Below are 26,254 nucleotides of genomic sequence, written 5' to 3'. Positions count from 1 at the left end.
TAATTTCAACAAGCGAGGAGGATCGCCATGGGCGTGACCAATCGGTTGGCCTGTTACTCCGACCCCGCCGACCACTATTCCCACCGGGTGCGTATCGTACTTGCAGAGAAGGGTGTCAGCGCCGAGATCATTTACGTGGAAGCTGGTCGCCAGCCGCCTAAACTGATTGAGGTGAACCCTTACGGAAGCCTGCCCACCCTGGTCGATCGTGACCTGGCGTTGTGGGAGTCGACCGTGGTGATGGAATATCTGGATGAGCGTTACCCGCATCCGCCGTTACTGCCGGTTTATCCAGTGGCGCGTGCCAACAGTCGCCTGCTGATTCATCGTATTCAGCGTGACTGGTGTGGTCTGGTGGATCTGATCCTGGATTCGCGGACCAAGGAAGCAGCCCGGGTCGTGGCTCGTAAAGAGCTGCGCGAAAGCCTGACCGGTGTGTCGCCGCTGTTCGCCGACAAGCCGTTTTTCCTCAGTGAGGAACAAAGTCTGGTGGATTGCTGCCTATTACCAATACTCTGGCGCTTGCCGATTCTGGGTATTGAACTGCCGCGGCCAGCCAAGCCGCTGCTTGATTATATGGAGCGCTCGTTTGCGCGTGAGGCTTTCCAGGCGAGTCTGTCTGGTGTCGAACGCGATATGCGCTAAGGCTTAAGGAGCCGCTATGAACTCCAGTCGACCTTATCTGGTCCGCGCGCTCTACGAGTGGATTGTGGACAACGATTGCACCCCGCACATGCTGGTCAATTCCGAGTATCCGTCGGTGCAGGTGCCACAAGGTTTCGCCAGTGACGGACAGATTGTCCTGAACGTATCGCCGGCCGCCGTGCGTCATTTGCACATGGACAACGAAGCAGTGAGCTTCGAAGGTCGCTTCGGTGGCGTGCCGCACACCCTGTACGTGCCTATCGCCTCGATCCTGGGCATTTACGCCCGGGAGAACGGCCAGGGCATGGTGTTCGATCTGGAATCGCCTATGGAAGACGAAGACGAGATCGAGCCGGAAGATGATCTTCCGCCACCGGACAGCGAGCCGCCGCGCCCTAGCGGTCGGCCTAGTTTGAAAGTGGTGAAATAAAAAAAGGGCGATCCGCAAGGATCGCCCTTTTTATTTCACCACTTTCAAACGTTGTAGGAGCGAGCCTGCTCGCGATGGACGTGAACGATAGCGCGTGCTGTCTGAATGAACGCATTCTCGGAACGTTTTTCGCGAGCAAGCTCGCTCCTACAGAAGCCCATCAATCGATGTACTCAAACAGCTTCACAATCTTCTGCACGCCGGAAACGCCCTGCACCAGATTGGTTGCCTGCGCCGCTTCCTGTTTGGTCAGCAAACCCAGCAAGTAGACGATGCCGTTCTCGGTGACAACCTTGATGCGCGAGCCCGGGATGTTCGCGTCCGCGAGCATCTGGGTTTTGATCTTGGAGGTCAGCCAGGTGTCGTTTTGGCGGGCGAGGAAGCCGGAAGGTGGCAGGACCTGCAATTCGTTGTGCACCGTCTTCACGCGCTGGACGGAGGCGGCGGCTTGTTCGGCCTTGGCCTTGAGGTCGGCGCGTGGGGTTTGGCCGGCGAGCAGCACGACACCGTTGAAGCTGGTGACGACAATGTGCGAATCGTTGTCCAGGGCTGGATCGGCCTTGGCGATGTTCACGCCCACTTTGGTGTCGATCAGTGAGTCGTCGATCTTGCTGCCCAGGGTACGTGTGCCGCGGTCATCATCGATCGGCGCTTCACGGCTGGCATTCACCACCGAGGTGCAGCCGCTGATGCCGAGGCACAGGGTCAAGGCCAGAAGGCCTAGGCGATTAGGGGTCATTCTTCACTCCCGAACAGTTGGCTGTCGATCAAGTCGCAAAGGCAATGGATCGCCAGCAGGTGGACTTCCTGAATACGTGCGGTGACGTTGGCCGGTACGCGAATCTCGACGTCCTCGGGCAATAGCAGTGACGCCATGCCGCCGCCATCTCGTCCCGTCAATGCTACGACAATCATTTCGCGATCATGTGCGGCCTGGATCGCTTGAATTATGTTTGCCGAGTTGCCGCTGGTGGAAATCGCCAGCAATACGTCGCCCGGCTGGCCGAGCGCACGGATCTGCTTGGAAAAGATTTCGTTGTAGCTGTAGTCGTTGGCGATCGAGGTGATCGTCGAGCTGTCAGTGGTCAGCGCGATGGCCGGCAGGCTCGGGCGCTCACGTTCGAAGCGGTTGAGCAGCTCGGACGAAAAGTGCTGGGCGTCACCGGCAGAACCGCCGTTGCCGCAGGAAAGCATTTTGCCTTCGTTGAGCAGGGCGTTGACCATCACCTGGCTGGCTTGCTCGATGTGCGGTGCAAGTACGTCCATCGCCATTTGCTTGGTGTCGATACTGGCCTGGAAAAGCTGGCGAATTCGGGATTGCATGTCCATCTGTGTGACCTTAATTAGCGCGGCTACTCGGCACATGAATGTGCAGCCCGCAAAGCAAAGAGCAAAATTGTTGGGTGAAAGTGTCCGCTTCAGGACGCGCGTGATCAGCTGTCGAAGGCATTCTGCAGCCAGTTCAACTGATCATGGTTGCTGTCGATGGCAACCACGTCGAAGCGGCAAGGGGAATGGGCCCAACGCGACTCGCGCTGAAGAAAATACTGCGCGGCGAATATCAGTTTCTGCCGTTTGCGCTCATCGATGCTATCGAGCGCGCCACCCCACTGGGTGTTCTTTCTGTAGCGAACTTCAACGAATACTACTGTATCGCCATCAAGCATGACCAGATCAAGCTCGCCGCGTTTACACAACCAGTTCTGCGCCAGCAGGCGCAGACCCTGTTGTTGCAGATGCTCGAGCGCATGGCGCTCGGCATCTTTACCGCTTTGCTGGCGTGACCTGTCGGGCATCAGCGCGGGGTGTCCGGCAGGCGTTGAACCTGGCCGTTGACGAACTGTGCCCACGGCAACTGACGCACGACGCGCTGGTTCTGAGTCATGCCCAGGCTGCCCGACTGACCTTCGATGCGGCTGTCCGGCAAGGCTTTGAGTTGCCCAAGGCGCGGAGCCAGGCGGTAGGCGTCGACGCCCATCGCATACAGGCGACCCAGGCTGCCACCGGCTTGCGGCCATTGTGCGGTCACTTGCTTGCGAACCGGGTCATTGGCGTCCAGCAGCCATGGGGTTTCGCAGAAGCGAATGCCGTTCATGTCGTTGTACTGGTTGACGTCGCCGCTCGCGCTGAACACATGGGACGTGGCGTAAACAGGCACATCGCCTGCGTACTGGAAGTTCAGGGTCGGTTTGATCTGCTGGGCCTGCTGAGGCGTTGCAGCCAGGAAGATGAACTCGATGTCCTGGCGGCGCGAAGGCTGTGCCGCTACCTGCGAACCCACCGTGCTTTGCAGGCTCTTGGCCCGGCCTTCGCTCTGGCGCAGCTGGAACATGTCGGCAATCTGCTGGGCCAGTTGCACTGGCTGATCAACGCGTTCGGTGGCAACGATGCTGCCGCCGTTGGCTTGCCAATCCTGGCTGAACGCCCGGAGGACGCGGTCGCCCCATTCGCCTTTCGGCACCATGATCGCGGCACGATGCAGGCCATCGGCGCGCGCACGGCGGGACACTTCGCGGGCTTCGTCTTCAGCGGCTAGGCCGAACTGGAACAGCTGCGCCGGACCTTGTTCGCCTTCGCTGTAGTTCAGCGCCAGAGTCGTGATCGGCAGTTGCGGGCGGCTGCTGAGTTGTTTGACCAGTGGTTTTTCCAGCGGACCGACGACCAGTTGCACGCCATCGGCCTGGGCCTTGCGATAGAACTCGTCCATCGACGTCAGCTTCGAGCTGTCATAAAACACGATGGCTGGCGGCTTCTGCCCGGCTTGTTGTGCCTGGTAGTGAGCGGCCATGAAGCCGTCGCGCAGCGCCTTGCCGACCGATGCAAGCTGGCCGTCTTGCGGCAGCAGCAGGGCGATCTTGCTCAGGGGCTGGCTGGCCAGTTCCTTGAGTTTGGTCAGCGACAGCGGCAGCTGGATGGCGGCCGGGTGTTTAGGGTTCTGGGCGCGCCAGGTGTCGATCGCGGCTTGCTGTTGCTCCAGGGTGCCGGCCGTTTTAACGGCGAGCGCCAGGCCCATCCAGCCACCGAGGTCGTCGTTGCTGGTCGGCTGCAATTGATCGGTTGGCAGCGAGGCAATCAGGGTCCAGATCGCTTCGTGGTTTTTGCTGGCGGCATCACCGCTGAGCATTGGTGCGATGAAAATACGCTCCCGTGCCGCGGCGAGGGTCTGGCCGTCGGCCTCGAGGGCGCGGGCACGGACAGTGCCGGTGCGAACCTGTTGCTCCTCCGGCAATTCGCCCAGGCGTTGCAGGCTCGGATGGCTCAAGGCGGTCAGTGCGGCTTTCGGCTGATTGCGGGTCATGGCCAGTTCGGCCGCCAGGGTGCTGGCAAACACTTGTTGGCCGGGCTTGAGTTGCTCGACCGGCACTTGTTGCAGGATTTGCGCGGATTGTCCGGCATTACCCTGGCGATAGGCGAGGTCGGCAGCGCTCAAGCGAAGCAGCGCGGCCTCTTCAGGCGTTTTGCTCTTGGCGGCCTGATCGAGCAGTTGCTCGATACTGGCATCCGGGGTCCGTGGAAGTTCGCCAAGGCTGGAAGAGGGCGAGCTGGCGCAAGCCGCCAGCAAGGCAGCGAGGCAGAGGGCAGTGAACAGCCGCAGGCAAGCGATCATGTAGTGTTCCTGATACTCGATCAAATTAGCGTGGAATTGTACCCAAGCACTGGCCGGGGCGCGATGTTACTGGCGTGAATCGATCAATTTAGCTCGTGCAAATGTTGCAACGCTGCACAAAAGGCCGAAAAAACCGGGCTTGCTTGCGCGTATCGCAAACCACTCTACGCGCTACAATGGCGACTTTTACCGATCATGAGGTGTGCGCTTTGACTGCTCCAGGTGCTTTGAATTCCGCTGCTGGCTCGCTTTATGTGGTGGCGACGCCCATCGGCAACCTGGACGACATCAGTGCGCGCGCGCTGAAAATCCTGCGTGAAGTCTCGTTGATTGCCGCTGAAGACACGCGACATTCCCAGCGACTGATGCAGCATTTCGGCATCCTCACGCCGTTGGCGGCCTGTCATGAACACAACGAACGGGATGAAGGTAGCCGCTTTATTACCCGTCTGCTCGCCGGCGACGACGTGGCGCTGATCTCCGATGCGGGGACGCCGCTGATTTCCGATCCGGGTTATCACCTGGTGCGTCAGGCTCGCGCGGCGGGCATCAACGTCGTGCCGGTTCCCGGCGCCTGCGCGTTGATCGCGGCATTGTCGGCGGCGGGGCTGCCGTCGGACCGTTTTATCTTCGAAGGTTTCCTGCCGGCGAAGGCGGTCGGGCGGCGTGCTCGTCTGGAACTGGTAAAGGAAGAGCCGCGCACGCTGATTTTCTATGAGGCGCCGCATCGCATCCTTGAATGCCTGCAAGACATGGAACTGGTGTTCGGTGGTGAACGCCAGGCATTGCTGGCCCGTGAAATCACTAAAACCTTCGAAACCCTCAAGGGGTTGCCGCTGGCCGAGTTGCGTGAGTTCGTCGAGTCGGACAGCAACCAGCAGCGCGGAGAGTGTGTGGTGTTGGTGGCGGGCTGGTCGGCTCCCGAATCCGAAGATGCCGTCAGCAGTGAGGCCATGCGCATTCTCAACCTGTTGCTCGAGGAAATGCCGCTCAAGCGTGCCGCAGCCCTGGCGGCGCAAATCACCGGCGAGCGCAAGAATGTTCTGTATCAGGTCGCGCTGGATAAGCAGAAGGGCGAGTGAAACCCGACGTGCTGGCGTGCCCGAAGGCGTTTAGCGCTTGTTCTTCGGGCGCTCTGCCGTTAACCTTCGCGGCGGAGAGTCGATCGGACAGTCGCTGCCCTCTATGAAAATTAGGGGGGGGAGGAAAGTCCGGGCTCCATAGGGCGAAGTGCCAGGTAATGCCTGGGAGGCGTGAGCCTACGGAAAGTGCCACAGAAAATAACCGCCTAAGCGCTTCGGCGCCGGTAAGGGTGAAAAGGTGCGGTAAGAGCGCACCGCACGTCTGGCAACAGTTCGTGGCTAGGTAAACCCCACTTGGAGCAAGACCAAATAGGGTCCCAAGGCGTGGCCCGCGCTGGGACCGGGTAGGTTGCTAAAGATGTCCAGTGATGGCCATCGTAGACGAATGACTGTTCAAGACAGAACCCGGCTTACAGATCGACTCTCCACCTTTTCCCCTCCCTGTTTGAAGCATTGAACAGGGCGCTCGTAATGGCAGTTTCCCTCCTTGTAAAATCAGTCGCAGAACCTCTTTTGTAATACCGAAAAAATCTTACTCTTAACAAACTACTTTAACTTCTGAGCGCAGCTTTCTGTGTTGACTCAAGTTATTGCCGCGATTCATCTGTCAGATTCTCGTAACCCCTCCCGATACGCTCCTAAATCTCAGTTCTGTAAGGGTTTTCCTTTAATCCGCGCCTTGACGGTGCGGTGGCCGCATTCCTATAGTGTGCGCAAGTGGCGGAAAGTGGCATGAAGTGGGTTTTTTGAACGCAAAACGCTAATATTTGGAGAAACGCTGACGTGTTTCGCGGAGCTAACGCTATCAGTCTCGACGCAAAGGGCCGTCTCGCCATGCCGAGCCGGTACCGTGACGAGCTCGTTTCGCGTAGTTCCGGCCAGCTGATCGTCACAATTGATGCCGTTGATCCGTGTTTGTGTGTCTACCCCCTCGATGAGTGGGAAATTATTGAAACCAAACTGCGCGCACTGCCTTCGCTTCGCGAAGAGAACCGCCGCCTGCAACGTTTACTGATTGGTAATGCCGTCGACCTCGAGCTCGATGGCAGTGGTCGTTTCCTGGTTCCACCGCGTCTTCGTGAATATGCCCGTCTGGACAAGCGCGCAATGCTGGTGGGCCAACTGAACAAGTTCCAATTGTGGGACGAGGATGCCTGGAATGCGGTTTCTGCCGCTGACCTGGCTGCTATTCAACAACCGGGCGCCATGCCTGATGAACTGCGTGATTTGATCCTGTGACTATTGATAGCGGCTTTAACCACATCACCGTACTGCTTGACGAAGCCGTCGAGGCTCTCGCCGTACGTCCTGATGGCTGCTATCTGGACGGCACGTTCGGGCGCGGCGGGCACAGCCGGTTGATCCTCAGCCAGCTCGGTCCCGATGGCCGGTTGCTCGGATTCGACAAGGATCCACAAGCGATTGCCACCGGGCAGACGCTAGCGGCCGAAGACGGCCGCTTTGTCGTTGTGCAGCGCAGCTTTGCCGAACTCGGTTCGGAAGTCGCCGAACGCGGTCTGGCCGGCAAGGTCAGCGGTGTCTTGCTCGACCTGGGCGTGTCTTCGCCACAGCTCGATGACCCTGAACGCGGTTTCAGTTTCCTCAACGATGGCCCGCTGGACATGCGCATGGATCCGTCCCGCGGGATCAGTGCGGCCGAGTTCGTCAACACCGCGCCGGTGGAAGAAATCGCGCGGGTGTTCAAGGAATATGGCGAAGAACGTTTTTCCGGGCGCATGGCCCGTGCCGTGGCCGAGCGTCGCGACATCAAGCCGTTCGAGCGCACCGGCGACCTCGCTGAAGTACTGAAAGTCGCCAACCCGGCGTGGGAAAAGGGCAAGAACCCGGCAACCCGCGCATTCCAGGGCCTGCGCATTCACGTCAACAACGAACTGGGCGATCTGGAAGCCGGCCTTGAAGCCGCGCTTGAATCGCTGGAGATCGGCGGCCGTCTGGTGGTCATCAGCTTCCACTCGCTGGAAGACCGTATCGTCAAACTGTTCATGCGCAAGCTGGTGAAAGGCGAAGCCGACAACCTGCCGCGCAACCTGCCGGTTCGTCACGTCGCTTTCGAACCGAAAATCAAAGTCCATGGCAAAGCGCAGTCCGCCTCCGAGGCCGAACTCAAAGCCAACCCACGTTCCCGTAGCGCCGTCATGCGCGTCGCGGAGAAGCTGCGGTGAGCAAGCTTTTCGCCAAGCCACTTCCCGGCGGAAGCTTTTTCATGCTGCTGCTGTTTATTGGCGTGCTCGTGTCGGCGATCGGCGTGTCGTACAGCGCCCACTGGAACCGCCAGTTGCTGAACTCGCTATACAACGAGTTGAGCGTGCGCGACAAGGCGCAGGCCGAATGGGGTCGCTTGATCCTGGAGCAAAGTACCTGGACGGCGCATAGCCGCATCGAAGTGCTGGCCACCGAACAACTGAAAATGCACATCCCCGGTGCCGCCGACGTGCAGATGGTGGCGCCATGATGAAACTCGAAGGCGCACTGTTCCCGTGGCGTTTCCGCCTGGTGGTAGGATTGCTCGGCGTCATGGTGGCTGCGATCTGCTGGCGCATCATTGACCTGCAAGTCGTCGACCGTGCCTTCCTGAAAGGTCAGGGCGACGCGCGCAGCGTTCGTCACATTCCGATTCCGGCTCACCGTGGCCTGATCACCGACCGTAACGGCGAGCCCCTGGCCGTCAGTACCCCGGTCACCACCCTGTGGGCCAACGCCAAGGAAATGCAGTTGGCCAAAGAGAAGTGGCCAGCCCTGGCGGCCGCGCTGGGTCAGGATCCTAAAGCCCTGGCCGAACGTCTCGAAGCCCAGGCCAACAAAGAATTCATTTATCTGGTGCGCGGGTTGACGCCTGAGCAGGGCCAGTCCGTGCTCGACCTGAAAGTGCCGGGTGTCTACGGCATCGAAGAATTCCGCCGTTTCTACCCCGCCGGTGAAGTGACTGCTCATATGGTCGGCTTCACCGACATTGATGACCACGGTCGTGAAGGTGTCGAGCTGGCCTATGACGAATGGCTCGCCGGTGTCCCTGGCAAACGGCAGGTCATCAAGGACCGGCGCGGTCGACTTATCAAAGATGTTCAGGTGACAAAAAACGCCAAGGCCGGCAAGCCCTTGGCGTTGTCCATTGACCTGCGTCTGCAATACCTGGCCAACCGCGAGCTGCGCAACGCAATCATCGAGAACGGCGCCAAGGCCGGCAGCCTGGTGATCATGGACGTGAAGACCGGCGAGATCCTCGCCATGGTCAACCAGCCGACCTACAACCCGAACAACCGTCGCAACCTGCAACCGGCGATGATGCGTAACCGCGCGATGATCGACGTGTTCGAACCGGGTTCGACCATGAAAGCGATCTCCATGAGCGCCGCGATCGAAACCGGCCGCTGGAAACCGAGCGACACCGTCGAGGTGTACCCGGGCAGCCTGCAGATCGGCAAGTACACCATCAAGGACGTGTCCAAGACCGAAGGTCCGGTGCTCGACCTGACCGGCATCCTGATCAACTCCAGTAACGTCGGCATGAGTAAGGTCGCGTTCGATATCGGCGGCGAAACCATTTTCCGTCTGGCGCAGAAAGTCGGCCTCGGCCAGGACACCGGCCTCGGCTTCCCGGGCGAGCGTGTGGGCAACCTGCCGAACTACCGCGAATGGCGCAAGGCCGAAACCGCCACGCTGTCCTATGGCTACGGTATTTCCGTGACTGCGATCCAGCTGGTCCACGCCTTCTCGGCCCTGGCCAACAACGGTCGCCTTGCACCGCTGACCCTGATCAAGACCGACAAAGCGCCGCAAACCACACAAGTGTTGCCGGAAGCCGTGGCGAAAACCATGCAGACCATGCTGCAACAAGTGATCGAGGCCCCGCGCGGTGTGTTCCGTGCGCAGGTGCCGGCGTATCACGTCGGCGGCAAGTCCGGTACGGCGCGTAAAACGTCGGTCGGCACCAAGGGTTATGCCGAGAATTCCTACCGTTCGCTGTTCGCCGGCTTCGGCCCGATGAGCGATCCACGCTACGCTATCGTCGTCGTGATCGACGAACCGACCAAGGCCGGTTACTTCGGTGGCCTGGTCTCGGCGCCGGTGTTCAGCAAAGTGATGTCCGGGACCTTGCGCCTGATGAACGTCACGCCGGACAACCTGCCGCCGGTGCAACAGGCCAACGCGACACCGGTCGTTCCGCTGAAAGCCAATGGAGGGCGCGGCTGATGTCTCTGAGTCTGAACAAGATTTTCGCCCACGCCGGCCGTGATCTGTTGATCCGCGAATTGGCGCTCGACAGCCGCAACGTACGGGCTGGCGATCTGTTTCTCGCTGTACCGGGCGGCAAGTTCGACGGGCGTGCGCACATTGCCGACGCCTTGCAGCGCGGCGCGGCGGCAGTGGCTTATGAAGTCGAAGGCGCGACCGTGCTGCCGATCACCGACGTGCCGCTGATTCCGGTCAAAGGCCTGGCGGCGCAGCTGTCGGACATCGCCGGGCGTTTCTACGGTGACCCGAGCCGCCACCTGAATCTGATCGGCGTGACCGGCACCAACGGCAAAACCAGCGTGACCCAATTGGTTGCGCAGGCACTGGATCTGCTCGGCCAGCACTGCGGCATTGTTGGCACGCTGGGCTCCGGTTTCCATGGCGCGCTGGAAAGCGGCCTGCACACCACGCCGAACCCGATCGCGGTGCAAGCGACCCTGGCCGACCTGAAAAAGGCCGGCGCCAAAGCCGTGGCGATGGAAGTGTCGTCCCACGGTCTGGATCAGGGGCGCGTCACCGCGTTGGCGTTCGACGTGGCGGTGATGACCAACCTGTCCCGCGATCATCTGGATTACCACGGCACCATGCAGGCCTATGGCGAAGCCAAGGCCAAGCTGTTTGCCTGGAACGATCTGAAATGCCGGGTGGTTAACCTCGACGACGATTTCGGCCGGCAACTGGCGGCGGAAAAACGCGAATCGCGGCTGATCACCTACAGCCTGCTCGACAGCAGCGCCTACCTGTTCTGCCGCGAAGCGCAATTCGACGACGAAGGCGTGCGCGCTACGCTGGTCACGCCGCAGGGCGAGCACCATCTGCGCAGCACCTTGCTCGGTCGTTTCAACCTGAGCAACGTATTGGCCGCGGTCGGCGCCTTGCTCGGCCTCGACTATGCGCTGGACGAAATCCTCAAGGTCCTGCCGAAACTCGAAGGCCCGGCCGGACGCATGCAGCGTCTTGGTGGCGGCACTCAACCGCTGGTGGTGGTCGATTACGCCCACACCCCGGATGCACTGGAAAAAGTTCTGACGGCCCTGCGCCCTCACGCCAAAGGTCGCTTGCTGTGCCTGTTCGGCTGCGGCGGTGATCGCGATCGCGGCAAGCGTCCGCTGATGGCGGAAGTGGTCGAGCGCCTGGCCGATGGCGTGCTGGTGACCGATGACAACCCGCGCACCGAAGACCCTGCAGTGATCTTCGATGACATCCGCGCCGGTTTCACCAATGTGGACAACGTCACTTTCGTGGCCGGTCGTGGCCAGGCGATTGCCCAGTTGATCGCCGGCGCTTCGGTGGATGACGTGATTGTCCTGGCCGGTAAAGGTCACGAGGACTATCAGGAAATCAACGGCGAGCGTCATGACTTCTCTGATCTGGTCGAAGCCGATCATGCCCTGACCGCGTGGGAGGTGGCTCATGCTTAAGAATCTGAAACTGAGCGAACTGACCGGCGCCTTGAATGGCCAGTTGAATGTGGCCGATGCCACGTTCAATGGCGTCAGCATCGACAGCCGTGCGATCAAGCCCGGCCAGCTGTTTATTGCGCTGACCGGTCCGCGCTTCGATGGCCATGACTACCTGAACGACGTGGCCAACAAAGGTGCCGTGGGCGCTCTGGTGGAGCACGAAGTCGCCGACAGCGCGCTGCCGCAACTGGTGGTCAAGGACACCCGTCAGGCCCTGGGCCAATTGGGTGCGATGAACCGTGCGGCGTTTGCCCACCCGGTCGCGGCCATCACCGGTTCCAGCGGCAAGACCACGGTCAAGGAAATGCTGGCGAGCATCCTGCGGACCCGCGGTCCGGTGCTGGCAACCCGTGGCAACCTGAACAATGACCTCGGCGTACCGCTGACCCTGCTTGAACTGGCGCCGGAACATACCGCCGCCGTAATCGAACTCGGTGCTTCGCGGCTCGGCGAGATCGCCTACACCGTCGGCATGACCAAACCCCATGTCGCCGTGCTCAACAATGCCGGGACCGCCCACGTTGGCGAGTTCGGCGGGCCGGAGAAAATCGTCGAGGCCAAGGGCGAGATTATTGAAGGGCTGGACGCTGATGGTGTCGCCGTTCTCAATCTCGACGACAAGGCCTTCGAGATCTGGAAGAAACGCGCTGCCGGTCGCAAGGTCCTGACCTTCGCCCTGAGCAACGTCAGCGCCGATTTCTACGCCAGCGACCTGGACCGCGACGCTCGCGGTTGCCCGGCGTTCAATCTGCACAGTCCCGAAGGTGTGGAGCGCGTTCAACTGAACCTGCTCGGCACCCATAACGTGGCCAATGCCATGGCCGCCGCCGCTGCCGCTCACGCCCTGGGTGTGTCGCTGTTCGGCATCGCCACCGGCCTTGGCGCGGTGCAGCCGGTCAAGGGCCGCACCGTCGCGCAATTGGCCAGCAATGGCATGCGCGTGATCGATGACACCTACAACGCCAACCCCACCTCGATGTGTGCGGCCGTTGATATACTCGCCGGCTTTTCCGGCCGCACCGTTCTGGTGCTCGGGGATATCGGCGAGTTGGGCGACTGGGCGGAGCAGGGGCATCGCGACGTGGGCGAGTACGCCCGTGGCAAGGTTTCCGCGCTTTACGCGGTCGGGCCGTTGATGGCTCACGCCGTCAACGCTTTTGGCGATCAGGCTCATCACTTCAGCACTCAGGCTGAGCTGATCAAGGCCCTCGGTGCCGAACAAGACACAAACACCACCATTTTGATCAAGGGCTCGCGCAGCGCTGCGATGGAAAACATCGTCGCCGCTTTGTGCGGGCCCAGTCTGGAGAAACATTAATGCTGCTGCTGCTAGCGGAGTATCTGCAACAGTTCTACAAAGGCTTCGCGGTCTTCCAGTACCTGACCCTGCGCGGGATTCTCGGTGTGCTGACTGCGCTGGTCCTGTCGCTGTGCTATGGCCCGTGGATGATCCGCACCCTGCAGAACCGTCAGATCGGTCAGTCCGTCCGTAACGACGGTCCGCAATCGCACCTGTCCAAATCCGGTACGCCGACCATGGGTGGCGCGCTGATCCTGTCGTCCATCGGCGTCAGCACCTTGCTCTGGGCTGACCTGAGCAACCGCTACGTGTGGACCGTGTTGCTGGTGACCTTGCTGTTCGGTGCCATCGGCTGGGTCGACGACTATCGCAAGGTCATCGAGAAAAACTCGAAGGGCCTGCCGAGCCGCTGGAAATACTTCTGGCAGTCGGTGTTCGGCCTCGGCGCCGCGATCTTCCTTTATAAGACCGCCGCGACCCCGGTAGAAACCACCCTGATACTGCCGATGCTCAAGGACTACAGCATTCCGCTGGGCGCAGGCTTCATCGTCCTGACCTACTTCGTGATCGTCGGTTCGAGCAACGCGGTCAACCTGACCGACGGCCTCGACGGCCTGGCGATCATGCCGACCGTGATGGTGGGCGGTGGCCTGGGGATTTTCTGCTACCTGTCGGGTAACGTGAAATTCGCCGAATACCTGCTGATCCCTTACGTACCCGGTGCCGGTGAACTGATCGTGTTCTGCGGTGCGTTGATCGGTGCGGGCCTCGGCTTCCTCTGGTTCAACACCTATCCGGCACAGGTCTTCATGGGCGACGTCGGCGCACTGGCGCTGGGCGCGGCCCTGGGCACCATCGCGGTGATCGTCCGTCAGGAAATCGTCCTGTTCATCATGGGCGGCGTGTTCGTGATGGAAACCCTGTCCGTCGTCATTCAGGTTGCCTCTTTCAAGCTGACCGGTCGCCGCGTGTTCCGTATGGCGCCGATTCACCACCACTTTGAACTCAAGGGCTGGCCCGAGCCGCGTGTGATCGTCCGTTTCTGGATCATCACCGTGATTCTCGTACTGGTCGGCCTTGCCACCCTGAAGCTGAGGTAGAACGAGTGTCTCTGATCGCTTCTGACCACTTCCGCATCGTTGTCGGCCTCGGCAAGAGCGGCATGTCCCTGGTTCGCTTCCTGGCGAACCGGGGCACGTCGTTTGCCGTGGCCGATACGCGGGAAAATCCACCGGAACTGGCCACGCTCAAGCGTGACTATCCGCACGTGGAAGTGCGTTGTGGCGAGCTGGACGTCGAATTCCTGTGTCGTGCCGACGAGCTCTACGTGAGCCCCGGCCTGGCGCTGGCGACCCCGGCCCTGCAGGCTGCCGCCGCCCGTGGCGTGAAGTTGTCCGGCGACATCGAGCTGTTCGCGCGTAACGCGAAGGCGCCGATCGTGGCCATCAGCGGTTCCAACGCGAAAAGCACCGTGACCACGCTGGTGGGCGAGATGGCCGCTGCGGCGGGCAAGCGTGTCGCTGTCGGCGGCAACCTCGGCACTCCGGCGCTGGACCTGCTGCGCGACGACGTCGAGCTGTACGTGATGGAGCTGTCGAGCTTCCAGCTCGAAACCACCGATGAGCTCAACGCCGAAGTGGCGACCGTGCTCAACATCAGCGAAGACCACATGGACCGCTACAGCGGCCTGCCGGCTTACCACCTGGCCAAGCACCGGATTTTCCGGGGCGCGAAGCAGTTCGTGGTCAACCGGCAGGACGCCCTGAGCCGTCCGTTGATGGGCGAGGGCCAACCGTGCTGGACCTTCGGTTTGAGCAAGCCTGACTTCAAGGCCTTCGGTATCCGCGAAGAAAACGGTGAGAAGTACCTGGCTTTCGAATTCCAGAACCTGATGCCGGTCCGCGAGTTGAAAATTCGCGGCGCCCACAACCAGTCCAACGCCCTGGCGGCATTGGCGTTGGGGCATGCGGTCGGCCTGCCGTTCGACGCCATGCTCTCGAGCCTGCGCACGTTCGCCGGGCTGGAACATCGCTGCCAATGGGTCCGTGACCTCGATGGCGTGGCGTACTACAACGATTCCAAGGCCACCAACGTCGGTGCCGCACTGGCGGCCATCGAAGGCCTGGGTTCGGACATCGACGGCAAGGTCGTGCTGATCGCCGGGGGCGACGGCAAGGGTGCCGAGTTCAATGATTTGCGCGATCCGGTGGCTGCCAACTGCCGCGCGGTGATTCTGATGGGGCGCGACTCCGACAAGATCGGCGAGGCCATTGGCGATGCCGTGCCGCTGATCCGCGTCAGCTCTCTGGTCGAAGCCGTGGAGCAATGCCGTGCCGCCGCACAACCGGGCGACGTGGTGCTGTTGTCGCCGGCCTGCGCCAGTTTCGACATGTTCAAGAATTACGAAGACCGCGGTCACCAGTTCGTCCAGGCAGTGGAGGAATTGGTATGAGCCTGCTCAACATCATCAAGCCTTTCCCTTCGCCGCTGATTACCGGGCGCGGTATCGACCTCGACTTCCCGATGCTTGCCGGTTGCCTGGCCTTGCTCGGTCTCGGACTGGTCATGATCGCCTCGGCTTCGACCGAAGTGGGCGCCGTGCAGTCGGGCAGTGCCCTGTACTACATGACTCGCCACCTGATCTATGTGGTGCTGGGCCTGGGTGCGTGCGTCGTGACCATGATGATTCCGATCGCCACCTGGCAGCGCCTGGGCTGGCTGATGCTGATCGGTGCGTTCGGTTTGCTGGTGATGGTGATCATTCCGGGGATCGGCCGTGAAGTGAACGGTTCGATGCGCTGGATCGGTTTCAGTTTCTTCAACGTTCAGCCTTCCGAGATCGCCAAGGTGTTCGTGGTGATCTACCTCGCCGGCTACCTGGTGCGTCGCCAGAAAGAAGTGCGCGAAAGCTGGATGGGTTTCTTTAAGCCGTTCATCGTGCTGCTGCCGATGGCCGGGCTGCTGCTGATGGAGCCGGACTTCGGTGCCACCGTCGTGATGATGGGGGCGGCGGCGGCGATGCTGTTCCTCGGTGGCGTCGGGCTGTTCCGGTTTTCCCTGATGGTGGTCCTCGCGGTCGCCGCGGTGGTGCTGCTGATTCAGGTGCAGCCGTATCGTATGGCGCGTCTGACCAACTTTGCCGATCCGTGGGCCGACCAGTTCGGTGCCGGTTATCAGTTGTCGCAAGCGCTGATCGCGTTCGGTCGCGGCGAGTGGCTGGGCGTTGGCCTGGGCAACAGCGTGCAGAAACAGTTCTACCTGCCGGAAGCCCACACCGACTTCGTGTTCTCGGTCCTGGCCGAAGAGCTGGGTGCCGTGGGTTCCCTGTGCACCGTGGCGCTGTTCGTCTTTGTCTGTATTCGTGGCATGTACATCGGCTATTGGGCCGAGAAGGCCAAGCAGTTCTTCGCCGCCTACATCGCCTACGGTCTGTCGTTCCTGTGGATTGGTCAGTTCCTGATCAACATCGGCGTGAACGTGGGCCTGCTGCCGACCAAGGGCCTGACTTTGCCGTTCCTCAGTTATGGCGGCAGCTCGCTGGTGATTTGCTGTGCCTGTCTCGGCTTGTTGCTGCGCATCGAGTGGGAGAGTCGAACCCACCTTGGCAGTGAAGAGATGGAGTTCCATGAGAGCGACTTCGCCGAGGAGCCACCCCATGGGCGCTAACGTCTTGATCATGGCGGGCGGCACCGGTGGCCACGTGTTCCCGGCGCTGGCCTGTGCCCGCGAATTCCAGGCCCGCGGTTACACCGTGCATTGGCTCGGGACACCGCGCGGCATCGAGAACGAACTGGTGCCGATGGCCGGCATCGAGCTGCACCGGATCAATGCCAGCGGTCTGCGCGGTAAGGGCAAGTTGTCCCTGCTCAAGGCGCCGTTCATGTTGCTCAAATCCGTCTGGCAGGCGCGGGCAATCATTCGTCAGTTGCAGCCGGTGTGTGTGGTCGGCTTCGGTGGTTATGTGACCGGCCCAGGTGGCGTCGCGGCCAAACTGGCCGGCGTGCCGGTGATCGTTCATGAACAGAACGCCGTGGCCGGTACCGCCAATCGGTTGCTGGTGCCGTTGGCCGCCCGAGTCTGTGAAGCGTTCCCCGACACCTTTACCCTGTCGGACAGCCGACGGACCACCGGTAACCCGGTGCGCACCGAGCTGTTCCTCGACACACCGCGACCAGCCCTGGCCGGTCGCAAGGCGCGTTTGCTGATCCTGGGCGGAAGCCTGGGCGCAGAACCGTTGAACAAGTTGCTGCCTGAAGCCCTGTCGCACGTCGCCCCCGACCTGCGCCCGGAAGTGTTCCATCAGGCCGGCAAAAACCACGATGAAGTGACTGCAGAGCGCTATCGCGCGGCTGGCGTCGAGGCGCAAGTGCAGCCTTTCATCAAAGACATGGCCCAAGCCTATGGCTGGGCCGACCTGGTGGTGTGCCGCGCAGGCGCATTGACCATCAGTGAACTGGCCGCCGCCGGTCTGCCCTCGATGCTGGTGCCTTTGCCCCACGCGATCGACGATCACCAGACCCGCAACGCCGATTATTTGGCCCGTGAAGGCGCTGCCTTCCTGATGCCGCAAAGAACGACTGGCGCAGCGGATCTAGCCGCACGCCTGACAGAGGTCCTGATGCAACCACAACGTCTCACCGACATGGCCAATGCGGCACGCCGCCTGGCCAAACCTGACGCCACCCGTAACGTGGTCGATACCTGCCTGGAGGTGGCCCATGGTTGAGAATCAGAAAGCCATGCCGCAACCGGAAATGCGCCGCATCCGTCGCATCCACTTCGTCGGAATTGGCGGCGTGGGCATGTGCGGGATTGCCGAAGTGTTGTTGAACCTGGGCTATGAAGTGTCCGGTTCCGACCTGAAGGCTTCGCCGGTTACCGAGCGTCTCGAATCCTTCGGTGCCCATATTTTCATCGGCCACCGCGCCGAGAACGCTGCTGCCGCCGACGTGCTGGTGGTGTCGAGTGCCGTGAACACCTCCAACCCGGAAGTGGCCACCGCGCTGGAACGCCGCATTCCCGTGGTGCCGCGCGCCGAGATGCTGGCCGAGCTGATGCGCTACCGCCACGGCATCGCCGTCGCCGGTACCCACGGCAAAACCACCACCACCAGCCTGATCGCTTCGGTGTTCGCTGCCGGTGGCCTGGACCCGACGTTCGTCATCGGTGGCCGTCTGAATGCCGCGGGGACCAATGCCCAGCTCGGCACCAGCCGGTACCTGATCGCCGAAGCGGATGAAAGCGACGCCAGTTTCTTGCACCTGCAACCGCTGGTGGCCGTGGTCACCAACATCGACGCCGACCACATGGCGACCTACGACGGTGACTTCAACAAACTGAAGAAAACCTTCGTCGAGTTCCTGCACAACCTGCCGTTCTACGGTCTGGCGGTGGTGTGCCTGGACGACCCGGTGGTGCGTGAAATCCTGCCGCTGGTCAAACGCCCGGCCGTGACTTACGGCTTCGGCGACGACTGCGACGTGCGCGCAATCAATGTGCGCCAGCAGGGCATGCAGACCTTCTTCACCGTGCTGCGTCCTGATCGCGAGCCACTGGATGTCTCGGTGAACATGCCGGGCAACCACAACGTCTTGAACGCGCTGGCGACCATCTGCATCGCCACCGACGAAGGCGTCAGCGATGAGGCCATCGTCCAGGGCCTGTCCGGGTTCCAGGGTGTCGGTCGGCGCTTCCAGGTGTACGGCGAACTGCCGGTCGAAGACGGCAGCGTGATGCTGGTCGACGACTATGGTCACCACCCGACCGAAGTTGCCGCCGTGATCAAGGCCGTTCGCGGTGGCTGGCCGGAGCGCCGTCTGGTGATGGTTTACCAGCCGCACCGTTACAGCCGCACGCGCGACCTGTACGACGATTTCGTCAACGTACTGGCCGACGCCAACGTTCTGCTGCTGATGGAAGTCTATCCGGCGGGCGAAGAGCCGATCCCGGGCGCTGACAGCCGCAAGCTGTGCAACAGCATCCGTCAGCGCGGCCAGCTCGACCCGATCTACATCGAGCGTGGTGTCGACCTCGCGCCAGTGGTCAAGCCGTTGCTGCGTGCCGGCGACATCCTGCTGTGCCAGGGCGCCGGTGATATCGGTGGCCTTGCACCAAAACTGTTGAAGAGTCCGTTGTTCGCTGGCGCCGTTGCCGCGCCAAGTGTGGGGAAGTTGAAATGACTGCTGCTTACGCCAACCTCGTCTCCACGATCGCGCCGAAGGATTTCGGCCGCGTCGCCGTGCTGTTCGGTGGCAAGAGTGCCGAGCGCGAGGTGTCCCTGAAGTCAGGTAACGCAGTTCTCCAGGCGCTGCAAAGCGCCGGTGTGGACGCGTTCGGTCTCGACGTGGGCGATGACCTCCTGCAGCGTTTGCTCAACGAAAAAATCGACCGCGCCTTCATCATTCTCCACGGCCGTGGCGGTGAAGACGGCAGCATGCAAGGCCTGCTGGAATGCCTGGGCATTCCGTACACCGGCAGCGGCATTCTGGCCTCGGCACTGGCCATGGACAAACTGCGCACCAAGCAGGTCTGGCACAGCCTCGGCATTCCGACGCCTCGTCACGCCGTACTGAGCAGCGAAGCCGATTGTATTTCGGCGGCGACGGAACTGGGCTTCCCTTTGATCGTCAAACCGGCCCATGAAGGTTCAAGTATCGGTATGGCCAAAGTGACTTCCGCGTCCGAATTGATCGACGCCTGGAAAGCGGCCAGTACCTACGATTCGCAAGTGTTGGTCGAGCAATGGATTCAAGGTCCGGAGTTCACCATCGCCACCCTGCGTGACCAGGTGTTGCCACCGATTGCCCTGGGCACGACGCACAGTTTCTACGACTACGACGCCAAGTACGTGGCTAACGATACCCAGTACCGGATCCCGTGCGGCCTCGACAGCAACAAGGAAAAAGAACTGATGGACCTCACGGCGAAAGCCTGTGAGGCGCTGGGTATCGCCGGTTGGGGCAGGGCAGACGTGATGCAGGACGCCGAAGGGCAGTTCTGGTTTCTCGAAGTCAACACCGCACCGGGCATGACCGATCACAGCCTGGTGCCGATGGCGGCCCGTGCTGCCGGTCTGGATTTCCAGCAACTGGTTCTGGCGATTCTCGCAGCAAGCATCGAGGCGCGGGGTTAAGACCATGCAAGGCGCACAGCTCAGACATCAGCCTCCTCCAGCACCCGGCCGCAAGCCGGTGCCACGGGGTGCCAGCCGAATGGTGGCGAAAGAGCCGATGTCCGCGCGCCTGCCGAAAGCCAATTTTGGTTTTCTCAAAGCCTTGTTCTGGCCGGTGCTGCTGGTGGCCCTGGGCTTCGGTACGTACGAAGGCGCACAGCGTTTGTTGCCGTACGCCGACCGGCCGATCACCAAGGTCGCGGTGCAGGGCGACCTGAGTTACATCAGCCAGCAAGCGGTGCAGCAGCGAATCGCCCCGTACGTGGCGTCGAGCTTCTTCACCATCGACCTGGCGAGCATGCGCACCGAGCTGGAACAGATGCCATGGATTGCCCACGCCGAAGTGCGTCGGGTGTGGCCGGATCAAGTGGTGATCCGCCTGGAAGAACAACTGCCGGTGGCCCGCTGGGGCGACGAGTCGCTGTTGAACAACCAGGGCCAGGCGTTCACACCGCGTGAGCTGGCGAACTACGAACACTTGCCACAGCTGTTCGGCCCACAACGGGCTCAACAGCAAGTGATGCAGCAATACCAGGTACTGAGCCAGATGCTCAGGCCGCTGGGCTTCTCGATTGCACGCCTGGAGTTGCGTGAACGGGGCAGCTGGTTCCTGACCACCGGTGCCGGCAGTTCGGGCCCGGGGATCGAACTGCTGCTGGGCCGCGGCAACCTGGTGGAAAAGATGCGCCGTTTCATTGCCATCTACGACAAGACGCTTAAAGAACAGATTACGAACATTGCGCGCATCGATCTGCGCTACGCCAACGGCCTCGCTGTTGGCTGGCGGGAACCTGTAGCGCCCACGACAGCCCAACCCGCTGTCGCGAAGAATTAAGAAGAGGCAGGACCCATGGCAAACGTGCAAAGCGGGAAAATGATCGTCGGTCTCGATATCGGCACCTCCAAGGTGGTGGCGCTGGTAGGCGAGGTCTCGGACGACGGCACGCTGGAAATCGTCGGGATCGGCACTCATCCGTCCCGCGGCCTGAAGAAGGGCGTGGTGGTGAACATCGAGTCCACCGTGCAATCGATCCAGCGCGCCATCGAAGAAGCGCAGCTGATGGCCGGTTGCCGGATTCATTCGGCGTTCGTCGGCGTGGCGGGCAATCATATCCGCAGCCTGAACTCCCACGGCATCGTGGCCATCCGTGATCGCGAAGTCAGCTCCGCCGACCTCGAGCGCGTCCTCGACGCTGCCCAGGCCGTGGCAATCCCGGCCGACCAGCGCGTGCTGCACACCCTGCCGCAGGATTACGTGATCGATAACCAGGAAGGCGTCCGCGAGCCACTGGGCATGTCCGGCGTGCGTCTGGAGGCCAAGGTCCACGTGGTCACCTGCGCCGTCAACGCCGCACAGAACATTGAAAAATGCGTGCGTCGCTGCGGCCTGGAAATCGACGACATCATTCTCGAGCAACTGGCGTCTGCGTACTCGGTACTGACCGACGACGAAAAAGAGCTGGGCGTCTGCCTGGTAGACATCGGCGGCGGCACCACCGACATCGCAATCTTCACCGAAGGCGCGATCCGTCACACCGCGGTGATCCCGATTGCGGGCGATCAGGTGACCAACGACATCGCCATGGCGTTGCGCACCCCGACCCAGTACGCCGAAGAAATCAAGATTCGCTACGCCTGCGCCCTGGCCAAACTGGCCGGTGCCGGTGAAACCATCAAGGTGCCAAGCGTTGGCGACCGTCCCCCGCGCGAGCTGTCCCGTCAGGCCCTGGCCGAAGTGGTCGAGCCGCGTTACGACGAACTGTTCACGCTGATCCAGGCCGAACTGCGCCGCAGCGGCTACGAAGACTTGATCCCGGCCGGCATCGTGCTGACCGGCGGTACGTCGAAGATGGAAGGCGCCACCGAACTGGCCGAGGAAATCTTCCACATGCCTGTGCGCCTCGGCGTGCCTCACGGCGTGAAGGGCCTCGATGACGTGGTACGCAACCCGATCTATTCCACGGGCGTTGGCCTGTTGATGTACGGCCTGCAGAAGCAGTCCGACGGGATTTCGTTCTCGGGCATCAGCAGCCGCGACAGCTACAGCAATGACGAACCGAAAGCCGCCTTGCTCGACCGCATCAAGAGCTGGGTACAAGGCAACTTCTGAAGAATTACCGCAGCACCGTTGTAGATACAGGCAGTAGGCGAAAAAACTAGAGAATCAAAGGAGAGGGAAAATGTTCGAACTCGTAGACAACATCCCCGCAAGCCCGGTCATTAAGGTTATCGGTGTTGGCGGAGGCGGCGGCAACGCTGTCAATCACATGGTCAAGAGCAACATTGAAGGCGTCGAATTCATCTGCGCCAACACTGATGCCCAGGCGCTGAAGAGCATCAGCGCGCGGACCATCCTGCAACTGGGCACCAGCGTGACCAAAGGTCTCGGCGCCGGCGCCAACCCTGAAGTAGGTCGTCAGGCCGCTCTCGAAGATCGTGAGCGCATTGCCGAAGTCCTGCAGGGCACCAACATGGTGTTCATCACCACCGGCATGGGCGGCGGTACCGGTACCGGTGCGGCGCCAATCATTGCCGAAGTGGCCAAGGAAATGGGGATCCTCACCGTTGCGGTGGTGACCCGTCCGTTCCCGTTCGAAGGTCGCAAGCGCATGCAGCTGGCCGACGAAGGCATCCGTCTGCTGTCCGAAAGCGTCGACTCGTTGATCACCATTCCCAACGAGAAGCTGCTGACCATCCTCGGCAAGGACGCCAGCCTGCTGTCGGCTTTCGCCAAGGCTGACGATGTACTGGCCGGTGCCGTTCGCGGTATCTCCGACATCATCAAGCGTCCGGGCATGATCAACGTCGACTTTGCCGACGTACGTACCGTGATGAGCGAAATGGGCATGGCGATGATGGGCACTGGCTGCGCCAGCGGTCCGAACCGTGCACGCGAAGCCACCGAAGCGGCCATCCGCAACCCGTTGCTGGAAGACGTGAACCTGCAAGGTGCACGCGGCATCCTGGTGAACATCACCGCCGGTCCTGACCTGTCCCTGGGTGAGTACTCCGACGTGGGTAGCATCATCGAAGCCTTCGCTTCCGAGCACGCGATGGTCAAGGTCGGTACCGTCATCGATCCGGACATGCGCGACGAGCTGCACGTGACTGTCGTTGCCACCGGTCTGGGCGCGAAAATCGAGAAGCCTGTGAAGGTCATCGACAACACCGTTCACACTTCCATGGCCGCTCAGCCGCAACAATCGGCGCCCGCTCGTCAGGAAGCTCCAGCGGTGAACTACCGTGACCTGGACCGTCCGACCGTCATGCGCAACCAGGCTCAGGCCGGTGCTGCGACTGCCGCGAAGATGAATCCGCAGGATGACCTGGACTACCTGGACATTCCGGCTTTCCTGCGTCGTCAGGCCGATTAATGGAATGTATCAGGGCTATGAAGGTGATTGGTGTTCAGCAAAGGTCTGGTCTGCTATCATCGCCAGCCTTTGTTGATACCAGTTCGCAATTTGCGCTGAAGCGGCCCAAGCCATGATTAAACAACGCACACTGAAAAATATTATCCGTGCCACCGGTGTAGGTCTGCACTCCGGGGAGAAGGTATACCTGACCCTCAAACCTGCACCGATCGACACCGGAATCGTCTTTCGCCGTGCCGACCTCGATCCAGTGGTCGAGATCCCGGCTCGTGCTGCCAACGTCGGCGAGACAACCATGTCGACGACGCTGGTTAACGGTGACGTGAAAGTGGACACGGTGGAGCACTTGCTCTCGGCCATGGCCGGCCTGGGCATCGATAACGCCTACGTCGAGCTCTCCGCGTCCGAAGTCCCGATCATGGATGGTAGCGCTGGACCTTTCGTATTCCTGATTCAATCGGCCGGCCTGGAAGAACAGGACGCAGCCAAGAAATTCATCCGGATCCTGCGGGAAGTGACAGTGGAAGACGGCGACAAGCGCGCCACTTTCGTCCCTTTCGAAGGCTTCAAGGTGAGTTTCGAGATCGATTTCGATCACCCGGTTTTCCGTAACCGCACACAAAGTGCAAGCGTGGATTTTTCCAGCACTTCGTTCGTAAAAGAAGTCAGCCGCGCCCGTACCTTTGGTTTCATGAGTGACATCGAGTACCTGCGCAAGCACAACCTCGCACTCGGCGGCAGCGTTGAAAACGCTATTGTGGTCGACGCGGATGGTGTACTGAACGAAGACGGCCTTCGCTACGAAGACGAATTTGTGAAGCACAAGATCCTCGATGCAATTGGTGACCTCTACCTGCTGGGCAATAGCCTGATTGGTGAGTTCAAGGGCTTCAAGTCCGGACATGCATTGAACAACCAGCTGCTGCGCAAGTTGATTGAGCAGACAGATGCTTGGGAAGTCGTGACTTTCGAAGACGCCAGCACTGCACCGATCTCTTACATGCGTCCGGTTGCGGCGGTGTAAGTAAAAAACCTCTCTAGTTTTTAAAGGCTGCCTTCGGGTGGCCTTTTTTTATGCCCCGATTTAAACGGTGTCAGGGCCGGCCTCATCGCGAGCAGGCTCGCTCCCACATTTGAAATGCATTCCCCTGTGGGAGCGAGCCTGCTCGCGATGGGGCCAGCCGCATCACCACCGATCTCACTGCGTAGCCACCACCCGATTCCGCCCACCTTCCTTGGCCTGATACAGCGCCTTGTCCGCCGCAAACAACAACTGCTCCAGGCTGGTATTGGTGGCCGTGGTCCAGGTGCTGATGCCGATACTCACCGTAATCGGCGATTCAATGCCCGCCACGAACGGCAATTGCTCCACCGCGACGCGGATGTGCTCGGCGATCTGTTGCGCACCGGCGCTGTCAGTTTCCGCCAGGATCACCGAAAACTCTTCGCCTCCATAACGGGCGACCAGGTCCGCCGGCCGTCGAATATTCTCGGCGATCACCTTGGCCAGCACGCGCAGCGCATCGTCGCCAGCCTGATGGCCATGCTGATCGTTGAACGCCTTGAAGTGATCGGCGTCGATCATCAGTACCGACAACGGCTTGCCCGAGCGTTGGGCGCGAAACCACTCGTGGCGCAGGGTCTGGTCCAGCGTTCGACGGTTGGCGACACCGGTCAAAGCGTCGGTGGCCGCCAGTTGCGCCAGTTCCTGCTCGGCGATATGGCGCAGGCGCAGTTCCCGGCACAACAGCCAGGTCAGCCAGAGCAGGCCGATGCACAACACGCCGGTGGCACCGCTGATCACGATCGCGGTGCGGTTCCAGGCAGCGAACACGTCGTTGGCGGAGAGTGCGACGATCACCGTCAACGGAAGGTTGCCCACTCTGGAAAAGGTATACAGGCGTTGCGTCTGGTCGACGCTCGACACGCTGTCGAAGCTGCCGCTGCGTTCACGCAGGATGCGCTGGACATTGGGGCGGTTGGCGAAGTCTTTGCCGATCGAGTCATTTTGCAGGCGAGGCTTCTGCGCCAGCAGTATGCCGTCGTCGTTGATGATGGACAGGGCGCTGCCGTTGCCGATGTTCAGGCTGTTGAACAGCTTGTCGAAGTAGGCCAGGCGCATCGACGCCACCGCGACCCCGAGGAATTCACCCGTTGCCGACGAGATGCGGCGGCTGAAACTGATTCGCCATTCGTCGCGGTCATCGCAGTCGCAGCGGGGTTTGAAGGGGCGACTGATGAACATGCCGGTGTCGCGGTTGAAAGCATGGGCGAGAAAATAATCGCGATCGGCGAAGTTGCCGGGCTTGGGTTCGGTCAGCGACGAGTCGGCCAGCACCTCGCCATGCGGGTCCAGCAACAGGATGTCGCCCTTGAAGCGGGCCGTGGTGGAGCGGTCGAACAGCACCAGATGACGGACCTGCGGTGAAACCTGTTTCAGGTCGTCCCGTTGCGAGGCGGCGATCAGGCCTTGCAGGGTCAAGTCATAGAGTTCGACGGTGCGCAGCACATCGGCGTCGATCAGTTGCGCCACCGTGGTCGCGCTGCGGACGGCCGCCTGCTGGGCGTTGGCGTGCTCACGGATAAGCAGGAAGGTGACGATGGCGAGAATCGCGATGACGGTCAGGGAGCTGCCGAGAATCACCATGAGTTCCGGGCGACCGGTCTTGCGTGATGCCTGTGTGAGGTGGCTCGCGGGCATGAGGACGTTATCTGCTTGATGACTTCTGTAGGAGCGAGCCTGCTCGCGATGGACGTCAACGGTGACGCGTGTTTTCTGAAAAAACGCGGTGCTCCTGAATCCATCGCGAGCAGGCTCGCTCCTACATTTATTCAAGCTTAGAAGACATTGGGCTGGTAGTCGAAGATCGTCCGGTGTTCGCCGGTATGCCGATCCGCATCATTGCGATGGCTGTAACGATCAACAAA

24 protein-coding genes and 1 other RNA gene are annotated in these 26,254 nt (G+C 61.1%); 20 read left to right on the top strand and 5 right to left on the bottom strand.

The annotated features are described in order from the left end of the window. Positions 1-27: 27 nt before the first annotated feature. A complete protein-coding gene (locus ACF6ZU_RS07400; RefSeq protein ID WP_007905304.1) occupies positions 28-645 on the top strand; it encodes a glutathione S-transferase N-terminal domain-containing protein in 618 nt (205 codons plus the stop codon). Between the two features lie 16 nt (positions 646-661). After that, complete coding sequence (locus ACF6ZU_RS07395) at positions 662-1,075, top strand: ClpXP protease specificity-enhancing factor (RefSeq protein ID WP_392891191.1); 414 nt, start codon at positions 662-664, stop codon at positions 1,073-1,075. Positions 1,076-1,235: 160 nt separating this feature from the next. Here ACF6ZU_RS07395 and ACF6ZU_RS07390 read toward each other — a convergent pair whose 3' ends face one another. The 4 genes from ACF6ZU_RS07390 to ACF6ZU_RS07375 form a co-directional block, all read right to left on the bottom strand. Continuing rightward, entirely contained in the window at positions 1,236-1,814 is a 579-nt protein-coding gene (locus ACF6ZU_RS07390) for a BON domain-containing protein (protein ID WP_392891190.1), read from the bottom strand. After that, positions 1,811-2,404: a phosphoheptose isomerase gene (locus ACF6ZU_RS07385; RefSeq protein WP_008025961.1), complete on the bottom strand. Its 594-nt coding sequence runs from the start codon at positions 2,402-2,404 to the stop codon at positions 1,811-1,813. The genes ACF6ZU_RS07390 and ACF6ZU_RS07385 overlap by 4 nt, the downstream gene beginning before the upstream one ends. Before the next feature lie 104 nt (positions 2,405-2,508). Further along, positions 2,509-2,871: a YraN family protein gene (locus tag ACF6ZU_RS07380; protein WP_392891188.1), complete on the bottom strand. Its 363-nt coding sequence runs from the start codon at positions 2,869-2,871 to the stop codon at positions 2,509-2,511. Continuing rightward, positions 2,871-4,682, bottom strand: a complete 1,812-nt coding sequence (locus ACF6ZU_RS07375; protein WP_392891186.1) for a penicillin-binding protein activator — start codon at positions 4,680-4,682, stop codon at positions 2,871-2,873. Before ACF6ZU_RS07375 ends, ACF6ZU_RS07380 begins: the two co-directional genes overlap by 1 nt. Before the next feature lie 176 nt (positions 4,683-4,858). Here ACF6ZU_RS07375 and rsmI point away from each other — a divergent pair, with 176 nt between their 5' ends. The 18 genes from rsmI to lpxC all read left to right on the top strand — a co-directional run bounded on the left by rsmI (position 4,859) and on the right by lpxC (position 24,350). Further along, entirely contained in the window at positions 4,859-5,764 is a 906-nt protein-coding gene (rsmI, locus tag ACF6ZU_RS07370; protein WP_392891184.1) for a 16S rRNA (cytidine(1402)-2'-O)-methyltransferase, read from the top strand. Positions 5,765-5,839: 75 nt separating this feature from the next. Beyond that, an RNA gene (gene rnpB, locus ACF6ZU_RS07365) (RNase P RNA component class A) lies at positions 5,840-6,193 on the top strand. Positions 6,194-6,547: 354 nt separating this feature from the next. Next, positions 6,548-7,003, top strand: coding sequence for a division/cell wall cluster transcriptional repressor MraZ (gene mraZ, locus ACF6ZU_RS07360; protein ID WP_186530428.1), 456 nt, complete (start codon positions 6,548-6,550; stop codon positions 7,001-7,003). Beyond that, positions 7,000-7,947 (top strand): 16S rRNA (cytosine(1402)-N(4))-methyltransferase RsmH, encoded by a 948-nt coding sequence (rsmH, locus tag ACF6ZU_RS07355; protein ID WP_392891182.1) that lies wholly within the window; start codon positions 7,000-7,002, stop codon positions 7,945-7,947. The genes mraZ and rsmH overlap by 4 nt, the downstream gene beginning before the upstream one ends. Next, a complete protein-coding gene (ftsL, locus tag ACF6ZU_RS07350) occupies positions 7,944-8,237 on the top strand; it encodes a cell division protein FtsL (protein ID WP_392891180.1) in 294 nt (97 codons plus the stop codon). Before rsmH ends, ftsL begins: the two co-directional genes overlap by 4 nt. Then, the gene (locus tag ACF6ZU_RS07345) at positions 8,237-9,976 is read left to right on the top strand and encodes a peptidoglycan D,D-transpeptidase FtsI family protein (RefSeq protein ID WP_392893732.1); all 1,740 of its coding nucleotides are present in this window, start codon (positions 8,237-8,239) and stop codon (positions 9,974-9,976) included. The genes ftsL and ACF6ZU_RS07345 overlap by 1 nt, the downstream gene beginning before the upstream one ends. Continuing rightward, on the top strand, positions 9,976-11,439 hold the full coding sequence (locus tag ACF6ZU_RS07340; protein ID WP_392891179.1) for a UDP-N-acetylmuramoyl-L-alanyl-D-glutamate--2,6-diaminopimelate ligase: 1,464 nt from the start codon (positions 9,976-9,978) through the stop codon (positions 11,437-11,439). Before ACF6ZU_RS07345 ends, ACF6ZU_RS07340 begins: the two co-directional genes overlap by 1 nt. Then, positions 11,432-12,799: a UDP-N-acetylmuramoyl-tripeptide--D-alanyl-D-alanine ligase gene (gene murF / locus ACF6ZU_RS07335; RefSeq protein ID WP_392891177.1), complete on the top strand. Its 1,368-nt coding sequence runs from the start codon at positions 11,432-11,434 to the stop codon at positions 12,797-12,799. Before ACF6ZU_RS07340 ends, murF begins: the two co-directional genes overlap by 8 nt. After that, positions 12,799-13,881, top strand: a complete 1,083-nt coding sequence (gene mraY / locus ACF6ZU_RS07330) for a phospho-N-acetylmuramoyl-pentapeptide-transferase (protein WP_392891175.1) — start codon at positions 12,799-12,801, stop codon at positions 13,879-13,881. The genes murF and mraY overlap by 1 nt, the downstream gene beginning before the upstream one ends. A 5-nt stretch (positions 13,882-13,886) precedes the next feature. After that, complete coding sequence (gene murD, locus ACF6ZU_RS07325) at positions 13,887-15,233, top strand: UDP-N-acetylmuramoyl-L-alanine--D-glutamate ligase (protein ID WP_392891173.1); 1,347 nt, start codon at positions 13,887-13,889, stop codon at positions 15,231-15,233. Continuing rightward, positions 15,230-16,447 (top strand): putative lipid II flippase FtsW, encoded by a 1,218-nt coding sequence (gene ftsW, locus ACF6ZU_RS07320; RefSeq protein ID WP_392891171.1) that lies wholly within the window; start codon positions 15,230-15,232, stop codon positions 16,445-16,447. The genes murD and ftsW overlap by 4 nt, the downstream gene beginning before the upstream one ends. Further along, positions 16,437-17,507, top strand: a complete 1,071-nt coding sequence (murG, locus tag ACF6ZU_RS07315; RefSeq protein ID WP_392891169.1) for an undecaprenyldiphospho-muramoylpentapeptide beta-N-acetylglucosaminyltransferase — start codon at positions 16,437-16,439, stop codon at positions 17,505-17,507. The genes ftsW and murG overlap by 11 nt, the downstream gene beginning before the upstream one ends. Next, positions 17,500-18,960 (top strand): UDP-N-acetylmuramate--L-alanine ligase, encoded by a 1,461-nt coding sequence (murC, locus tag ACF6ZU_RS07310; RefSeq protein ID WP_392891168.1) that lies wholly within the window; start codon positions 17,500-17,502, stop codon positions 18,958-18,960. The genes murG and murC overlap by 8 nt, the downstream gene beginning before the upstream one ends. After that, the gene (locus tag ACF6ZU_RS07305; protein WP_392891166.1) at positions 18,957-19,913 is read left to right on the top strand and encodes a D-alanine--D-alanine ligase; all 957 of its coding nucleotides are present in this window, start codon (positions 18,957-18,959) and stop codon (positions 19,911-19,913) included. The genes murC and ACF6ZU_RS07305 overlap by 4 nt, the downstream gene beginning before the upstream one ends. Before the next feature lie 4 nt (positions 19,914-19,917). Further along, on the top strand, positions 19,918-20,787 hold the full coding sequence (locus tag ACF6ZU_RS07300; RefSeq protein WP_262165710.1) for a cell division protein FtsQ/DivIB: 870 nt from the start codon (positions 19,918-19,920) through the stop codon (positions 20,785-20,787). A gap of 15 nt (positions 20,788-20,802) precedes the next feature. Continuing rightward, complete coding sequence (gene ftsA / locus ACF6ZU_RS07295) at positions 20,803-22,062, top strand: cell division protein FtsA (RefSeq protein ID WP_392891163.1); 1,260 nt, start codon at positions 20,803-20,805, stop codon at positions 22,060-22,062. Positions 22,063-22,132: 70 nt separating this feature from the next. After that, on the top strand, positions 22,133-23,326 hold the full coding sequence (gene ftsZ, locus ACF6ZU_RS07290; protein ID WP_392891161.1) for a cell division protein FtsZ: 1,194 nt from the start codon (positions 22,133-22,135) through the stop codon (positions 23,324-23,326). Positions 23,327-23,438: 112 nt separating this feature from the next. Further along, complete coding sequence (gene lpxC, locus ACF6ZU_RS07285) at positions 23,439-24,350, top strand: UDP-3-O-acyl-N-acetylglucosamine deacetylase (RefSeq protein ID WP_392891159.1); 912 nt, start codon at positions 23,439-23,441, stop codon at positions 24,348-24,350. 174 nt (positions 24,351-24,524) lie between these two features. On the opposite strand, the gene ACF6ZU_RS07280 is transcribed toward lpxC, so the two are convergent. After that, positions 24,525-26,027 carry a diguanylate cyclase gene (locus ACF6ZU_RS07280; RefSeq protein WP_392891157.1) on the bottom strand — a complete coding sequence of 501 codons (1,503 nt, stop codon included), beginning with the start codon at positions 26,025-26,027 and terminating at the stop codon, positions 24,525-24,527. Between the last annotated feature and the right edge of the window lie 227 nt (positions 26,028-26,254).

Source organism: Pseudomonas migulae (assembly GCF_043225285.1).
GTDB lineage: Bacteria > Pseudomonadota > Gammaproteobacteria > Pseudomonadales > Pseudomonadaceae > Aquipseudomonas > Aquipseudomonas migulae_C.
The sequence above is the reverse complement of the archived record's forward strand: the minus strand, read 5'-3'. Positions and strand labels throughout refer to the sequence as shown.

Excerpts from the sequence above, each read along its gene's own strand:
- ACF6ZU_RS07400 (WP_007905304.1), top strand. The coding sequence starts at position 28 with ATGGGCGTGACCAATCGGTTGGCCTGTTACTCCGACCCCGCCGACCAC.
- ACF6ZU_RS07395 (WP_392891191.1), top strand. The coding sequence starts at position 662 with ATGAACTCCAGTCGACCTTATCTGGTCCGCGCGCTCTACGAGTGGATT.
- ACF6ZU_RS07390 (WP_392891190.1), bottom strand. The coding sequence starts at position 1,814 with ATGACCCCTAATCGCCTAGGCCTTCTGGCCTTGACCCTGTGCCTCGGC.
- ACF6ZU_RS07385 (WP_008025961.1), bottom strand. The coding sequence starts at position 2,404 with ATGGACATGCAATCCCGAATTCGCCAGCTTTTCCAGGCCAGTATCGAC.
- ACF6ZU_RS07380 (WP_392891188.1), bottom strand. The coding sequence starts at position 2,871 with ATGCCCGACAGGTCACGCCAGCAAAGCGGTAAAGATGCCGAGCGCCAT.
- ACF6ZU_RS07375 (WP_392891186.1), bottom strand. The coding sequence starts at position 4,682 with ATGATCGCTTGCCTGCGGCTGTTCACTGCCCTCTGCCTCGCTGCCTTG.
- rsmI (WP_392891184.1), top strand. The coding sequence starts at position 4,859 with ATGGCGACTTTTACCGATCATGAGGTGTGCGCTTTGACTGCTCCAGGT.
- ACF6ZU_RS07345 (WP_392893732.1), top strand. The coding sequence starts at position 8,237 with ATGAAACTCGAAGGCGCACTGTTCCCGTGGCGTTTCCGCCTGGTGGTA.
- ACF6ZU_RS07340 (WP_392891179.1), top strand. The coding sequence starts at position 9,976 with ATGTCTCTGAGTCTGAACAAGATTTTCGCCCACGCCGGCCGTGATCTG.
- murF (WP_392891177.1), top strand. The coding sequence starts at position 11,432 with ATGCTTAAGAATCTGAAACTGAGCGAACTGACCGGCGCCTTGAATGGC.
- mraY (WP_392891175.1), top strand. The coding sequence starts at position 12,799 with ATGCTGCTGCTGCTAGCGGAGTATCTGCAACAGTTCTACAAAGGCTTC.
- ftsW (WP_392891171.1), top strand. The coding sequence starts at position 15,230 with ATGAGCCTGCTCAACATCATCAAGCCTTTCCCTTCGCCGCTGATTACC.
- murG (WP_392891169.1), top strand. The coding sequence starts at position 16,437 with ATGGGCGCTAACGTCTTGATCATGGCGGGCGGCACCGGTGGCCACGTG.
- murC (WP_392891168.1), top strand. The coding sequence starts at position 17,500 with ATGGTTGAGAATCAGAAAGCCATGCCGCAACCGGAAATGCGCCGCATC.
- ACF6ZU_RS07305 (WP_392891166.1), top strand. The coding sequence starts at position 18,957 with ATGACTGCTGCTTACGCCAACCTCGTCTCCACGATCGCGCCGAAGGAT.
- ACF6ZU_RS07300 (WP_262165710.1), top strand. The coding sequence starts at position 19,918 with ATGCAAGGCGCACAGCTCAGACATCAGCCTCCTCCAGCACCCGGCCGC.
- ftsA (WP_392891163.1), top strand. The coding sequence starts at position 20,803 with ATGGCAAACGTGCAAAGCGGGAAAATGATCGTCGGTCTCGATATCGGC.
- ftsZ (WP_392891161.1), top strand. The coding sequence starts at position 22,133 with ATGTTCGAACTCGTAGACAACATCCCCGCAAGCCCGGTCATTAAGGTT.
- lpxC (WP_392891159.1), top strand. The coding sequence starts at position 23,439 with ATGATTAAACAACGCACACTGAAAAATATTATCCGTGCCACCGGTGTA.
- ACF6ZU_RS07280 (WP_392891157.1), bottom strand. The coding sequence starts at position 26,027 with ATGCCCGCGAGCCACCTCACACAGGCATCACGCAAGACCGGTCGCCCG.